Genomic DNA, 13,125 nt, shown 5'->3' on the forward strand with positions numbered 1-13,125 from the left:
TGACGGGCAGGGATGAATATAGCGGTCTACCAGGTGACGGGCAGGCTTGCCACGCCGTAGATCCCGCGTTCGACGTTCAACGGGACGTCCGTGGGGTTGACAGCCAGCCGCATGCCGGGGAACCGGGTGAACAGGGCCGAGAACCCGACGCGCATCTCGATGCGGGCCAGCTGCTGGCCGAGGCACTGGTGCACGCCGTGCCCGAACGCCAGGTGCCCCGCGGTCGACCTGGTGACGTCCAGCTCGTCCGGTCGTTCGAACTTGTCCCGGTTGGCAGCGGGGATGGACACCAGGACAGTCTCGCCTTTCCTGATCACCTCGCCGCCGAGTTCGACGTCCTCCAGTGCGGTCCGGTTGACCTCGTACTGCACGACGCTGAGGTACCGCAACAGTTCCTCGACCGCGCCGTCCACGTCGTCGTGCAGCTTCGCCAGCTGGTCGGGGTGCTGCAGCAGCGCGAACGTCCCCAGCCCCAGCATGTTCGCCGTGGTCTCGTGCCCGGCGAACAGCAGCATGATCGCGATCCCGGTCAGTTCCATGTCGTCAAGGTCGTCGACCAGCCCGCTCAGCACGTCGTCAGCCGGTGCGGCGCGCTTGCCCTGCACGAGTTCGTACAAGTACCCGAACAACGCGTCGCCTGCCGCGTCGCGGATGTCCGCGTTGATGGCCGGGTCGACCATCTGGTGCGAGTTCTGCTCGAAGAACTCGTGATCGGTGTACGGAACGCCCAGCAGTTCGCAGATCACCCGTGACGGCAACGGCAATGCGAACGCCCGCACCAGATCCGTCGGCGGCGTCATCGCGTCCAGCAGTTCCTTGGTGATCTGCTCGATCCGCGGTTCGAGCATGCGCATCCGCCGCACGGTGAACTGGCCGGTCAGCAGCTTGCGGTAGCGGGTGTGTTCCGGCGGGTCCATGAACAGGAACGACCCGGGCGCCGAGGGCTGCGTCGCAGGCCGGATCGGTGACCGCACGATCTCGCCGCGGTGGCTGAACCGTGGGTCGGACAGCACTTTCCGGCTTTCCGTGTGTGTGGTCACCATCCAGCCGAGCGTGCCGTCGGCGAACCTCAATCTGCTGACGGCCTTCCGGTCGCGTAACTCGGCCGGCGGGTCGAACGGGCATGTTCTCGCGATGGGCAGTGCTTCAGTCATGCGTACATCGTACGTGCGTTCCTTTCCCGGAACTGCCCTATATTTTCCGGGTAGTGCACTAGTGCGCTCTATGGTTTGCGGCCGACTGCTCCGGCAATGCAGTACGAGACTTCGGTGAGCGGTTTGATCCGCGGGCCGTCCGGCCACCAGTTCGCGCACAGCGAGAATCCGGGATCGACGAGTTCGAGACCGGGCAGCATGCTGCGGATCTCCTCCTCGGTGCGGAACAGGCCCGTGCCCATCGGGCTGTGCACGAACATGTCCTCCATGCGCCGGGCGAGCATGCTGTGTTCCTCGGTCTGCGGGTCGAGGAAGTGGCTGACGCCGACGTAGGAGCCGGACGGCAGCGCGTCGATGTACGCCTGCATGATCTCCCGGTAGTCGTTGCCGTCGTAGTGGTGGATCGTGCCGAGCTGGAACAACGCGATGGGCTCGGTGAAGTCGAGTTCCTGTTGCACGATCGGGTCGTTCAGCACCTCCTGCGGGTTGAAGATGTCCGCCGAGGTGAGGAATGTCTGGTCGTTCTCCTCCAGCAGCGCGCGGCCGTGCGCGAGCACGACCGGGTCGTCGTCCACGTAGACGACCCGGGATTCGGGCTGGATCCGTTGCGCCACTTGGTGTGTGTTCTCCGCGGTCGGCAGTCCGGAGCCGAGGTCGAGGTACTGGGTTATGCCCGTCTCCATCGCGATGAAGCGGGTGACGCGGATCAGGAACCCGCGGTTGTCGAAGGCGAGCTGCTGGGCCTCCGGCGCCACCGTCTGCACCCGGCGCAGAACCTCGCGGTCGACTTCGTAGTTGTCCTTGCCGTTCAGAAAGGCGTCATAGACCCGGGCGATGCTCGCCTTTGAGGTATCGATATGAGTGGGCACAACCTTCTGCGACATTTGATCCTCTCAGCCCCGGAATCGTCTGTCAGGGTTTCTATCCCATCACATCCACTTTGTCATTCGGCAGGGCCGGCTGGCTATCATCGCTATCTACTCCGTTCAGGTGACGTGTACGTCTGCTGATCGTTTTCCGACTACTATGAGTCGGTTTAGACAACAGGCGTGGATGAGGGGGTCGTCCCGTAATGGATCAACGGGTACCGGACGGCGGTGCGACCCGGCCGGCTGGGCCGACTGCATTGCGAATAATTCTCGGGACGCAGCTGAGGAGGTTGCGCGAAGCTGCTGAAATTTCACCGGCGGAGGCGAGTGCGCGCATCCGCGGCTCGAAATCCAAGATCAGCCGCCTCGAGCTGGGCAGGGTCGGGCTCAAGGAACGAGATGTAGACGACCTACTCACTCTTTACGGTGTCACCGATTCGAATGAACGTCGTCAGTTCCTCGAGATGGTCAGGCAGTCCAACGAGCCTGGCTGGTGGTACCGGTTCGCCGACCTGATGCCGGAGTGGTTCCAGGACTACGTGGGCCTTGAAGAGGCCGCGATTCGCATCCTGACCTGTGAGCTGCAGTTCGTGCCCGGACTGATGCAGACCGAGCACTACGCGCGGGCGATCGCCACGAGCGGGCACCCCGATCTGGCCACAGAGGACGCCGAGTGGCGCGTGACGTTGCGTATGCGCAGGCAAAAAGTGCTGCACCGGCCGTCGCCGCCGCGGCTGTGGGCGGTGATCGACGAGTCCGTGTTGCACCGTCCACTCGGGGGCAGGGAAGTCCTGATCGAACAGATTGATCATTTGCTGGAACTGACCACGTTGCCGCACGTGACACTGCAGGTCGTGCCCTATGCGCTGAGCGGATATGCCGCCGAGGGCGCGTTCACGATGCTGCGTTTCGCGGAACCGGAATTGCCGGACATTGTCTACATCGAACACCTCACCGGTGCTTTCTACCTGGACAAACGCGAGGATGTCGAGCAATACGGCCGAGTGTTCGATCAGTTGACTGTGGACGCGGCCACGCCACGCGAGACGCGACAGTTGCTCATGAAGGCGCGCGCATCCGTCTGAAGCATCACCCTGTTAGCCCTATCGGTCGCATCTGCACGTGCTACCGTTGACCGCAATCCCGAATGCAATTGCATCCCACTTCATGGTCGACAGAGGAGGATCGGCGATGCACACAGCCGCATCCTTGCCCGCTGATCTGTCCTGGCGAAAGAGCAGCCGGAGCGGAAAGAACGGCAACTGCGTCGAACTCGCGTGGGTCGATGCCGACCGGGTCGCGGTTCGCAACTCCCGTAATCCGCGCGGCGGTGTAGTGCTCTACCGCTCTGGTCAGCTGAGGGCATTGCTTACCGGAATAAAAGAGGGGGTCTTGGATTGAACGCCGCCGAAGTCACCGAGGAGAGACTGCGGCAACTCATCGCACGTGGTTTCAAATTCGTGCACCCCCGCGACGAATCCGGTGACATCACGGCGATCGTCGGGGTCCGCCCGCACGACAACGTGATCGACGTGGTCCAGCTGCGTACCGAGGACGACGCTATCGCACTGCGGATGGCGGGCGACACCAAGGATGTGCTGGCGCCCGAAGCGCACAGCTGGCGGTCCGAAGGCCCAGCTCCCCGTGTTCTCGACGAGCTGCTCAGCTTGCCCGATGTGCCTGCTGAGGAGGAAGAAGGGCAGGGGACGACCGGCTGCTGGATCCACACGAGCAAGAACCGCGCCAAGTGGGTCCCGGCTAGCTGATCCCCAGGTCCCGGGCGTGTGCCGTGGCTGCCCCCCGCGTTCGCACGCCCATCTTCCGCAAAACGCGGCTGACATGGGTCTTCACCGTTTCCTCGCCGACCACCAACCGTCTCGCGATCTCCTTGTTGGTGGCGCCGGCGACCATCAGCCTCAGCACCTCCATTTCCCGCGCGGTCAACGTCGCAGGCGTCGGACTTTCCAGCTGTCTCAGCAATGCGGCCGCGAACGGATCGCTGCTCAGCCGCAGGACAGCGGTGGCGGCTTTGCCTTCCACCAGGATGCGTCCCGGCGTGCGCGCGCACTCGGCCAACGCTGGCTGGGCAATGCGCGACGCCTCGACTGTCTTGCCACGCGTGACGTGCAGGTATGCCAGCCGGATTCGTGCGCTGCCATAGATGTTCAAGACTTCGAGCCGGTCCTCCAGATCGACGGCTTCGGTCAGTGCGGCGGCCGCGTGCCGGAAGTCGCCTCGTGCCGTGGCGAGCAAACCGTCCAACGACAGGCGGTTCAGCGTGATCACGGGCGCCGATCCAGTCGGACCGTCCGAAGTGTCCATCATGTCGCGGGCCGCCTGCGCTTCGTCGAGCCGGCCGCGTGACCACAATGCACGGCCGATCATGAACCAGGCGTTGGGATACATGAACGACGCCGTCGCCAGTCGGACCGCGTACGTTCGGAGATCTTCGACCAACGGGTCGATATCGACCGGCGACGGTGCTGTCGACATGAGACGCGTCGCGGCCAGCGTGAACCCGGTGAACGGCGGCGCGCCACCGAATCGTTCGTATCCCGTGAGCGTGTTCGCGGCCTTGGTCGCCGCCTCGTCCAGGCGTCCGCGCAACATGGCGATCGCCGCTGCGATGCCGTCGGAGTGCAACGCCGCCAAGCCCTCCAGGCGTGCTGCGGCCACGAAACGTTCGAGGTGGTCGACGGCGCCCTTGATGAGCAAGAGCGTGGGGGAGATGTGTGCGGCGGCCGTGGTTGTCGCGGATTGCTCGGCGGCGGTCCGAATGCCTTGCGCGACCGCGTCCTCGGCGGCGGTGTATCGGCCGCTGATCTGTGCCGCACGCGCTCTTGTCAGCAGCAACCGCACCCGGATCGCGGTGTCGATCCGTCCGTTGAGGGCACGTCCGAGCAGCTCGTCGCTCGCGGCGATTTCTCCTTGCAGGATCAAGGTATCCGCGAGTCGTGCCGCTACGTCCGGAGTGTCACCGGCACGTTCGTACGCGGCACGCGCCTCGGTCAGGTTTCCGGCACCGAATGCTAGATCTCCTTGCAGGACAAGCAACCCCGGATGGTCAGTGGGAAGCGTGGCCAACAGTCGGCGGATCGAGGTGGTGCGTCCGATCCGCAGTTGTTCGTGGCCGACCTCCGCCACCAGCGCCGCGGCTGAGGCCGTGTCCCCGGCAGCCACCAGATGCTTGGCCCGGGCAAGCGGATCGGCCTCGACACCCGCGGCCCGTCTGTGCAGTTCTGCGTGGGGACGCCTGTTCCGTATGCGACCGAGGAACTCCGCGAACAGCGGGTGGTAACGGTAGGCGTTGCCTTGCTCGGTGATGAAAAGGCCGATGCGCGTGAGCCTGTCGAGCACGTCGGGCGCGTCGTCCCTGGCCGTCACGGCGATGCACGCCTGGGCGGTCATCGTCTCCAGAACCGAGGTTTCGAGCAGGAACCGGCGGATGTCCTCGGGCTGGCGGCCGAACACCTCGTCGGCGAGGAAGTCGAATACGCCGGTGTCACCGGATCTCGGCATCCGCCCGGCCCCACCGGATCCCGCGAGCAGACGCAGTCCGGCGGGCCAGCCTTCGGTTCTGGCGAGGATCCGGTCGAGGTCCGCGTGTCCGAGCAACGCGGACGCCTCCGCCGCGGTGAACCGCAGGTCATTCGGGCCTCGCTCGGCAAGCTGACCCCGGGCCCGGAGCCTGGCCAGGGCGATCGGCGGATCGTGCCTGCTCGTCACCACGACGTGGAGGTTCGGCGGAGCCCAGTCGACCAAGTACTCCAGGTGCCCGGCGACTTCGGGTGCGGTGATCACTTCCCATTCGTCGAGGATCAGGACAGCGTCGGACTTGATCGCGTTCAACAACGCGACGACACCTCGGCGGACTGCGTCGGGATCGTCGTCGAGTACGACCTCATGTCCGAGTGCGGTCGCCATCCCGGTGAGGAACCGGCGTGGGTCATTGTCGTCGGGGTCGAGTGCCAACCAGCCGGTGCCGATCTGGGCGAACACCATCGCGGCCACGGTGGTCTTGCCGTAACCCGCCGGTGCGGAGATGACCGTCAGCGGGACCGACAGGACGTCGGTGATCAGCGGACCGACCAACGAAGCCCGGTCGACCGTGTCCGCCCGCAACCGCGGGGCCTGGAACTTCGTCTCCGGGAAGGCCACTCCGCCGAGCGTAGATCCCCCACGCGTCCCCCACATCAGGGACGCGCCAGAGCCACTGCTGGATGAGGCTGGATTCATGAGCGATATCAAGACAATCGAGGGCGTCTACGCGGCTTTCGGCCGCCGGGACCTCGCGGCAGTTCTGTCGACGATGGACCCAGCGGTGACCTTCGTGCAGGCCGCGCCACTGCCGTGGGGCGGTACGTATCACGGCGTCGAGGGCGTCCAGACGTTCTTGACGAGGCTGTTGTCCCACCTCGACCCGCAGGTGACGACCGAGGCGCTGTACTCGTCGGGCGATCACGTCGTGCAGATCGGCCGGACGCGCGGCCGCGTGCTGGGCAACGGCAAGGACTTCGACCTGCCGGAGGTGCACATCTGGCGCCTCGCCAACACCAAGATCGTCTCCTACCAGGTGCACACCGACGTCCCGGCGCTGCTCGAACTCCTGACATGACTTCTGCCGGCACTACAGACGAGCGAGATGCCCGGTTGACGTCAAAAGTCTGTATTGATCGGCGAGTGGCCGGGCGGGCGGTCGCTGCCAGTGCCACGATGAGGTGGTGGAGCGGGAGAAGATCACGCTGACCGGGGCTCCGGAGACCATGCTCGCCACGCTTTACGGGCGTGCGCTGGACAGCCGTCGGCCGAATTCCGTGTTGCACGATGCCGCGGCCGTGCAAGCGGTCTCGCGGATCGACTACGACTTCCGCAAGACCCGGATGACGGGGACGAGCGCGGTCGGCGTCGCGATCCGTGCCAAGGTCCTCGACGACTGGACTCGTGAGTTCCTCGCCGCGTATCCCGCGGCTGTCGTGCTGCACCTTGCCTGTGGCTTGGACACGCGCGTGCAGCGGATCGCGCCTGCGGCCACCGTGCGCTGGGTGGATCTTGACTATCCGGATGTCGTTGCGCTGCGCGAAAAGCTGGTCAGCCCGCCGAGCGGGGACTACCACTTGGTCGGCGCCTCCGTCACTTCTGACTCGTGGCTCTCCGATGTGCCCAACGACCGGCCGACTGTCGCGGTGTTCGAGGGCCTGTCGATGTACCTGCACAAGGAGGACGGCAAGCGCCTGATCGAGCGGATCACCAACCGGTTCCCCACCGGGCAGTTGCTGTTCGACGTGTACGGCACGACGGGGATCAAGCTGCAGAAGCTCGTGCCCGCGGTGCGCAACGCGGGCGCGACCTTGCACTGGGGGCTGGACGATCCGGCCGAGGTCGAGGGCTGGCATCCCGGGCTGAAGTGCCTCGACGCCCTGCGCAGCGTGGACATGCCGGGACTGGAGAACCTGCCGCTGTCGGGCCGGCTGGGCCTGAAGGTCATCGCCAAGATCCCGGGACTGCGCGACGCGGGGCGGATCCTCCGCTACCGCTTCTAAAAATTTCGAACAAATGTTCGAAGCTGTGACCAGGTGTTTCGGCGCTTCGTTGGGCCGAACGGGTGACGAACGACTGTGCGACAGACTCAAAAATGTCGGACCCCTTCGGTAACTTGCTGGTCATGAACAGAACCGATCGACAGTTCGCCCTGGTGGAGGAGCTTCGCGCGGCCGCGCCCGAACCGCGTGCGGCGCGGTGGCTGGCAGATCGTCTCAACGTCTCGATCCGCACGATCGAGCGTGACCTGGCTGCCTTGCAGGAGTCAGGCCTCCCGGTCTACGGCGACCGGGGACGACGTGGGGGCTACGTACTGGACAAGGACCGCACCTTGCCCATGTTGAACATGACAACCGAGGAAGCCATGGCCGTCTCCGTGGCACTGCGCGAGTTGCGCGGCGCTCCCTTCGAGGCGGCGGCACGATCAGCGCTGGCCAAGCTCACCAGCATGATGCCCGAACAGGACCTGGCGCGCGCCGAACAACTCGTCGACCGCGTCCGTCCGGTCAGCGCACCACCTGGCCCACGCTCGACGGTGCCACGCCCCATCCAGCGTGCATTGGAAACCGGTCGCGTCCTACACATCGACTACCGCGACCGCAACGACCAAACCACCCACCGCACAGTGGAACCCATGGGCCTCTTACACGGCCCGCGCGGCTGGTACCTGCTCGCCTGGTGCCGTCTGCGCGACGCCCCACGCGGCTTCCTGCTCGACCGAGTGCACAACGCCGAAATCGGGGAGGAATCCGTGGTCGACCGCAGCGTCGACCTCAACCCACCGGAGCCCGGCGCCCCGACACTGCGGGTAGCGGGCTAAGCGTGCCACCTCGATGGGCGGCCCAGCCGCCCATCGAGAAAACCACCTTGATCCAACGCTGTGTCAGGTGGTTGCAGCGAAACGGCCAATCGCCGGCTGATGCTGACACTGACGGAAAGGGTCGTCCGGCAATGGGCAGAGCAGGGATTTCGGTGGACTGAGGTTATCGCCGCCTGGCGCGGCGTTCGCTACCCGGGCCGTGCCTATGCCCGAACCGACAAGCATTTCCGTGCAGCGGATGGTGTCGACGGCTGGCTTCCTGAGCAGCAAGTACCTTCCGCGCACTGCGGTAGCGCTGCCGACCACGGCACCGTGGCCGGGGCGCGGCTAACATCGTTCTCGTGCCGCGTGGCGCTGCGGCCGAACACCGAACTCGCACACGTTCCGGTGCATCCAATACAACCCGGGTGACTGCTACTGAACCGGCATGGTGTGACAGCCCTCGGTGTGCCACCACGTGCGGAAGGCGTCGCTGCATTCCTGATGATCGGCGTACGCCTGACCGAGGTGCCGGATCACCGTGGTGATGTGGGTGGCGATCGGGCCGTCCGGCCGGTAGATCAGCCGTAGCCTTTGCCGGAGCGGATGGCCTTCCAGCGCACGGATTGTCAGTCCTGGCGGTGCTTCTGTTGTGGCCAGAACCGGTGCGACGGCCAATGTCGTCATGACCAGGTGACGGGCTTCCGACAGGTTCGCGGCGGACTGTCCCATGTGGAGCGACACGCCAGCGTGATGGCACACGTGTTGCAGATATACCGGCCACGTCGTGGTTCCGACTGGTTCGTCCACCCATGGGAAGTCCGCCAATGCCCGAAAGGACACTGCCGATGACTGGGCCAGCGGGTGCCTTTCGGACATCATCACGAAGACGGGCTCGTCGGGAAGCACGATCCGCTCACGCACTTTGGCCGGCCGGGGGATGGCCACCGGCGGCCAGTCGTAGACCAGGGCGAGGTCCACATCGCTGTCGGCGACCATCCTGACGTTGACCCTCGAGTCAGGGTTGTCGCGCAAGTGGACACCGGACGCCCACGGCTCGCCGGCGATCCTCCTGCCGAGCTCGCCCAACATGATCCCGGCGTAGCCGCCGATCTGGACACGCATCGTTTCCCCTGGCTCGGCGTGCGCCTGCTGTCTTGCGTCGGCGAGCACCGCGTCGCCGAACGGCGTGGGGACGCATCCGGCGTTGCTGCGGACGAACAGGTCACCACCCATCGCACGTTCGATCCGCCGCAACTGCGCCGACAGTGCCGCGTGTGAGGTTCCCAGCCGCAGCGCCGCCCGGCCGATGCTGCCCGCGTCCGCGATGGCGGTGATCACCCGCAGATGGTGGTTGGTTACGTCCACGCTTCCCGGTTTCCATGGCTGGGCACGCAGTCCACTGTGCAATACGCAAGCCGGTTCGCATGACAGCATCGAGCCATAACTCCTGTTGATGCCCCGGGGTATTTTTTCAGCCGTCTTTCCGGTTGGGTGTCCGGCATGGAGATCGTCGAAGGGCCTCGGCTGGTGGCGCTGCCGGAGATCCGCTACGTCGGAATCCGTGTCGTCACACCGTTTCGGGGAATGTTCGCGGTCCGCGACAAGCTCATGGCCGAGCTTTACGAGTGGCTTGACGACCGTGGGGTCACCGACTTCGGCCATACCTTCTTCCGGTTGCACGTCATCGACATGGACGGCCTGATGGACGTCGAACTCGGGGTGATCACCGACCATGAGGGCGACGAGCGGGTGCGTCCGGGCATCCTGCCCGCAGGCGACTACGCGAGCCTGACGTACGTCAACCACGCTCGGCGCGCGAACCGCACCTTGGTCGAGTGGATCCGCGACAACGGCCACAAGGCCGACAGCTGGGACGTCTCTGCAGGTGAACAGTTCGCTTGCCGCTACGAGGCCTACCTGACCGACCCGCGAACCGAGCGGATGAAGACCAGGTGGCAGGTCGGCCTGAACATCCAGGTAGCCGCCCCAGACCGTCCATAGAGGACTTGATCCGAAAAGCCCACTGCCGATCCGCCGATCGTCCTACGTCCGCGGGGTTGAGGCGCTGCGCGCCCGTGCAACCCGCAGGTCCGCACCGATAGTCGCCCGAAAGGGCGGTGTTGATCAGTGGCACGCGCGAGAACCTGTAGGCCGAGCCAAGCCGAGGTAGAAGGAGCACTTCATGGCGGCGACTTACGGCGCCCCAGGCGTCTACATCGAGGAGCGACCCAGCGGTTCCATGCCGCTGCAAGGTGTGGGCACGGCCGTTGCGGCGTTCGTGGGTTTCACCGCGACCTACAACGCCGACGCGGGCGACCCGACCGACCCTGACGGCGTCAAGCCGCAACTGGTCACCAGCTGGCCGCAGTACGAGCGGATCTACGGCGGGTTCGCGCCGGGCATCCTGCTGCCGCACTCGGTGAAGGGTTTCTTCGAAAACGGTGGCGGCATCGCCTACATCGTCCGCATCCCGAGCGGCAACGGGACCGGCAAGGCGCAGCGTGCGCTGCCCGCGTCCGGCCGCCAGGAGATCGAGACCCTGAACGTCGAGGCACTCGACCCGGCCGCCACCTATGACATCGTCGTGGAGCCCGCTCCGGTCGCCGAGGGCGAGACGACCCAGGAGTTCACGCTCAAGGTCATGGACAACGGCCAGGTCCGCGAGGAGTTCGGCGGCGTGCACCTCGGCCGCGGCCCGAAGAGCGTCGAGAAGACGATCAACGAGCGGTCCAAGCTGATCCGCGTCGAGGTCAAGAACGCGCAGGGCCTGTCGGTCGCCGAGCGCGCACCGGCACCCGGCCGGTACGCCATTCAGGCCGTCGCTCCGGCGACGAACTCCGTCTCGCCCACCGAGTTCGAAGGCTCCGAGGTTTCCCGCACCGGGTACGAGGGCCTCGCGATCGCTGAAGACGTCACCATGATCGCGATCCCCGACCTGATCACCGTGGCCACCCGGGCCGACGGGTCCTTCGACACCGAGGGATACCTTGCCGCGCAGTCGAAACTGGTCGACTGGTGCGAGCGCAGCCACACCAAGATGGCCATCCTCGACTCCCCGCCCGGGCTCAACGCCCAGCAGGCACTCGAGTGGCGGACCGCGCTCGGCAAGGACAGCGCGTTCGGCACCGCGTACTACCCGCACCTGGTCGTGCAGAACCCGTTGGCGCGTCCCGGCGCGACTGACGGCGAGAAGTTCCTGACCGTCCCGCCGTCCGGCCACGTCGCCGGTGTGTGGGCACGCACCGACGCCGCGCGTGGCGTCTGGAAGGCCCCGGCCAACGAGGTCGTCCGCGGCATCGCCCGGCTGGAGACCGACGTGACCACCGGCGAGCAGGATCTGCTCAACCCGCAGCAGGTCAACTGCATCCGGTCCTTCGGTGCCAACGGCATCCGCATCTGGGGCGCCCGCACGCTCGCGGCGACCGACCAGAGCTGGCGCTACATCAACGTCCGGCGGCTGTTCAACTTCATCGAGGAGACCATCCGCCAGGGCACCCAGTGGGTCGTGTTCGAGCCCAACGACGCCGACCTGTGGGCCAGGGTCAAGCGCACCATCAACGCCTTCCTGCGCAACCTGTGGATGCAGGGTGCCCTCGTCGGCAACACGCCGGAGCAGGCCTTCTACGTCCTCTGCGACGAGAGCAACAACCCAGCGTCCTCTGTGGACGAAGGAAAGCTGATCGTCGACGTCGGGCTCGCGCCGGTCAAGCCGGCCGAATTTGTGATCTTCCGGCTCAGCCAGTGGCAGGGCGGCGCGGAGACCTCGGACTGAGCAGGGCGACAAGGAAATAGGGAGCAGACGCAATGTCAGACGTGACAGCCACGAATATTTTCGTGATCGAGGCCGACGGCATCGAGCTCGGCACCTTCATGAAGTGCAGCGGCGTCGTCAACGAGTCCGAGGTCATCGAGCACAAGGAACTCAACAAAGAGGGCCGCATGATGATCATCAAGACGATCGGCGCCCTGAAGTGGTCGGACATCACCCTCGAGCGCCGCGTGGACAACGACACAGGCCTCTGGGAGTGGCGCAAGGAGATCATCAACGGCGACATCACCAAGGCGCGCCGCAACGGCTCCATCGTCGCCAAGAACTCCAAGATGGAGGAGGTCGCGCGGTGGAACTTCACCAACGCGTGGATCTCCAAGTGGGAGGGCTCGGAGCTCTCGGCCGACGCGAACTCGGTGAGCACCGAGAAGGTCACCATCACGCACGAAGGTCTTGAGCGGGTATGAGTGAGCTTGCGAGCGAATCATCGATGCAGGGCCGGGCTCATGCGACGCGACTGGACCAGATCGAGGAGGTCGCATGAGTGAGCTTGCGAGGGAATCATCGATGCATGGCCGGGCTCATGCGACGCGACTGGACCAGGTCGAGGAGGTCGCATGAGCCTGAACACCGAGTACCCGTTCACGTTGCCGAAGGGCTTCGTGGACGACGAAGGCGTGATCCACCGCGAGGGCGTGATGCGGCTGGCGACGGCCCGCGACGAGATCGAGCCCTTGCGCGACAACCGCGTCAAGGACAACGAGGCGTACGCGACGGTGATCGTCCTGGCGCGTGTGGTCACTGAGCTCGGCACGTCCGGCCGGGTGACCACGCGGACGATCGAGCGCTTGTTCGCCAGCGACTACCGCTATCTCCAGGACTTCTACCGGGTGATCAACTTCGGTGACCCGTCGATCCTGGAGAACATGGAGCCAGGCAGCCCTTTCCCGGAGGAGGCGGCAGCCGTGGGCTGACACGCTACGCCGCGGCCAC

Annotated in this window: 14 protein-coding genes; 10 read left to right on the forward strand and 4 right to left on the reverse strand. The window is 65.6% G+C overall.

Translation table 11 applies throughout. The annotated features are described in order from the left end of the window. Window positions 1–26: 26 nt before the first annotated feature. Together B9C43_RS02225 and B9C43_RS02230 are read right to left on the reverse strand one after the other, a co-directional pair. A complete protein-coding gene (locus B9C43_RS02225) occupies window positions 27–1,154 on the reverse strand; it encodes a cytochrome P450 (protein WP_084424353.1) in 1,128 nt (375 codons plus the stop codon). Between the two features lie 68 nt (window positions 1,155–1,222). Then, entirely contained in the window at window positions 1,223–2,038 is an 816-nt protein-coding gene (locus B9C43_RS02230) for an SAM-dependent methyltransferase (RefSeq protein ID WP_084424354.1), read from the reverse strand. A gap of 188 nt (window positions 2,039–2,226) precedes the next feature. On the opposite strand from B9C43_RS02230, the gene B9C43_RS02235 reads away from it, so the two are divergent. From B9C43_RS02235 to B9C43_RS02245, 3 genes are all read left to right on the forward strand, one after another. Beyond that, the gene (locus tag B9C43_RS02235) at window positions 2,227–3,108 is read left to right on the forward strand and encodes a helix-turn-helix domain-containing protein (protein ID WP_033380935.1); all 882 of its coding nucleotides are present in this window, start codon (window positions 2,227–2,229) and stop codon (window positions 3,106–3,108) included. A 106-nt stretch (window positions 3,109–3,214) separates the two neighbouring features. Continuing rightward, a complete protein-coding gene (locus B9C43_RS02240) occupies window positions 3,215–3,424 on the forward strand; it encodes a DUF397 domain-containing protein (protein ID WP_084424355.1) in 210 nt (69 codons plus the stop codon). Further along, on the forward strand, window positions 3,421–3,789 hold the full coding sequence (locus B9C43_RS02245) for a hypothetical protein (protein WP_084424356.1): 369 nt from the start codon (window positions 3,421–3,423) through the stop codon (window positions 3,787–3,789). Before B9C43_RS02240 ends, B9C43_RS02245 begins: the two co-directional genes overlap by 4 nt. Here B9C43_RS02245 and B9C43_RS02250 read toward each other — a convergent pair. Next, window positions 3,782–6,181: a winged helix-turn-helix domain-containing protein gene (locus tag B9C43_RS02250; protein ID WP_160096253.1), complete on the reverse strand. Its 2,400-nt coding sequence runs from the start codon at window positions 6,179–6,181 to the stop codon at window positions 3,782–3,784. The two genes, B9C43_RS02245 and B9C43_RS02250, sit on opposite strands and share 8 nt — an antisense overlap. A 76-nt stretch (window positions 6,182–6,257) precedes the next feature. Between B9C43_RS02250 and B9C43_RS02255 the strand changes: the two genes are divergently transcribed. The 3 genes from B9C43_RS02255 (at window position 6,258) to B9C43_RS02265 (ending at window position 8,381) form a co-directional block, all read left to right on the forward strand. Then, the gene (locus B9C43_RS02255; protein WP_051894945.1) at window positions 6,258–6,638 is read left to right on the forward strand and encodes a nuclear transport factor 2 family protein; all 381 of its coding nucleotides are present in this window, start codon (window positions 6,258–6,260) and stop codon (window positions 6,636–6,638) included. A 106-nt stretch (window positions 6,639–6,744) separates the two neighbouring features. After that, window positions 6,745–7,563, forward strand: a complete 819-nt coding sequence (locus B9C43_RS02260) for a class I SAM-dependent methyltransferase (protein ID WP_200825402.1) — start codon at window positions 6,745–6,747, stop codon at window positions 7,561–7,563. Window positions 7,564–7,685: 122 nt separating this feature from the next. Next, on the forward strand, window positions 7,686–8,381 hold the full coding sequence (locus B9C43_RS02265) for a helix-turn-helix transcriptional regulator (RefSeq protein ID WP_051894949.1): 696 nt from the start codon (window positions 7,686–7,688) through the stop codon (window positions 8,379–8,381). 414 nt (window positions 8,382–8,795) lie between these two features. Here B9C43_RS02265 and B9C43_RS02270 read toward each other — a convergent pair whose 3' ends face one another. Beyond that, a complete protein-coding gene (locus tag B9C43_RS02270; RefSeq protein ID WP_160096255.1) occupies window positions 8,796–9,701 on the reverse strand; it encodes a LysR family transcriptional regulator in 906 nt (301 codons plus the stop codon). 162 nt (window positions 9,702–9,863) lie between these two features. On the opposite strand from B9C43_RS02270, the gene B9C43_RS02275 reads away from it, so the two are divergent. The 4 genes from B9C43_RS02275 to B9C43_RS02290 all read left to right on the forward strand — a co-directional run bounded on the left by B9C43_RS02275 (window position 9,864) and on the right by B9C43_RS02290 (window position 13,106). After that, the gene (locus B9C43_RS02275; RefSeq protein ID WP_084424359.1) at window positions 9,864–10,364 is read left to right on the forward strand and encodes a GyrI-like domain-containing protein; all 501 of its coding nucleotides are present in this window, start codon (window positions 9,864–9,866) and stop codon (window positions 10,362–10,364) included. 181 nt (window positions 10,365–10,545) lie between these two features. Then, window positions 10,546–12,135 (forward strand): phage tail sheath family protein, encoded by a 1,590-nt coding sequence (locus tag B9C43_RS02280; protein ID WP_033380929.1) that lies wholly within the window; start codon window positions 10,546–10,548, stop codon window positions 12,133–12,135. Between the two features lie 32 nt (window positions 12,136–12,167). Next, the gene (locus B9C43_RS02285; protein ID WP_033380928.1) at window positions 12,168–12,599 is read left to right on the forward strand and encodes a phage tail protein; all 432 of its coding nucleotides are present in this window, start codon (window positions 12,168–12,170) and stop codon (window positions 12,597–12,599) included. 150 nt (window positions 12,600–12,749) lie between these two features. Beyond that, on the forward strand, window positions 12,750–13,106 hold the full coding sequence (locus B9C43_RS02290) for a hypothetical protein (protein ID WP_033380927.1): 357 nt from the start codon (window positions 12,750–12,752) through the stop codon (window positions 13,104–13,106). Window positions 13,107–13,125 lie beyond the last annotated feature (19 nt).

The organism is Kibdelosporangium aridum (assembly GCF_900176515.1).
GTDB classification, from domain to species: domain Bacteria; phylum Actinomycetota; class Actinomycetes; order Mycobacteriales; family Pseudonocardiaceae; genus Kibdelosporangium; species Kibdelosporangium aridum.

Bases quoted from the DNA above. Each gene is read 5' to 3' on its own strand.
- B9C43_RS02240 (WP_084424355.1), top strand. From the start codon at position 3,215: ATGCACACAGCCGCATCCTTGCCCGCTGATCTGTCCTGGCGAAAGAGC.
- B9C43_RS02225 (WP_084424353.1), bottom strand. From the start codon at position 1,154: ATGACTGAAGCACTGCCCATCGCGAGAACATGCCCGTTCGACCCGCCG.
- B9C43_RS02265 (WP_051894949.1), top strand. From the start codon at position 7,686: ATGAACAGAACCGATCGACAGTTCGCCCTGGTGGAGGAGCTTCGCGCG.
- B9C43_RS02280 (WP_033380929.1), top strand. From the start codon at position 10,546: ATGGCGGCGACTTACGGCGCCCCAGGCGTCTACATCGAGGAGCGACCC.
- B9C43_RS02235 (WP_033380935.1), top strand. From the start codon at position 2,227: ATGGATCAACGGGTACCGGACGGCGGTGCGACCCGGCCGGCTGGGCCG.
- B9C43_RS02275 (WP_084424359.1), top strand. From the start codon at position 9,864: ATGGAGATCGTCGAAGGGCCTCGGCTGGTGGCGCTGCCGGAGATCCGC.
- B9C43_RS02285 (WP_033380928.1), top strand. From the start codon at position 12,168: ATGTCAGACGTGACAGCCACGAATATTTTCGTGATCGAGGCCGACGGC.
- B9C43_RS02255 (WP_051894945.1), top strand. From the start codon at position 6,258: ATGAGCGATATCAAGACAATCGAGGGCGTCTACGCGGCTTTCGGCCGC.
- B9C43_RS02230 (WP_084424354.1), bottom strand. From the start codon at position 2,038: ATGTCGCAGAAGGTTGTGCCCACTCATATCGATACCTCAAAGGCGAGC.
- B9C43_RS02290 (WP_033380927.1), top strand. From the start codon at position 12,750: ATGAGCCTGAACACCGAGTACCCGTTCACGTTGCCGAAGGGCTTCGTG.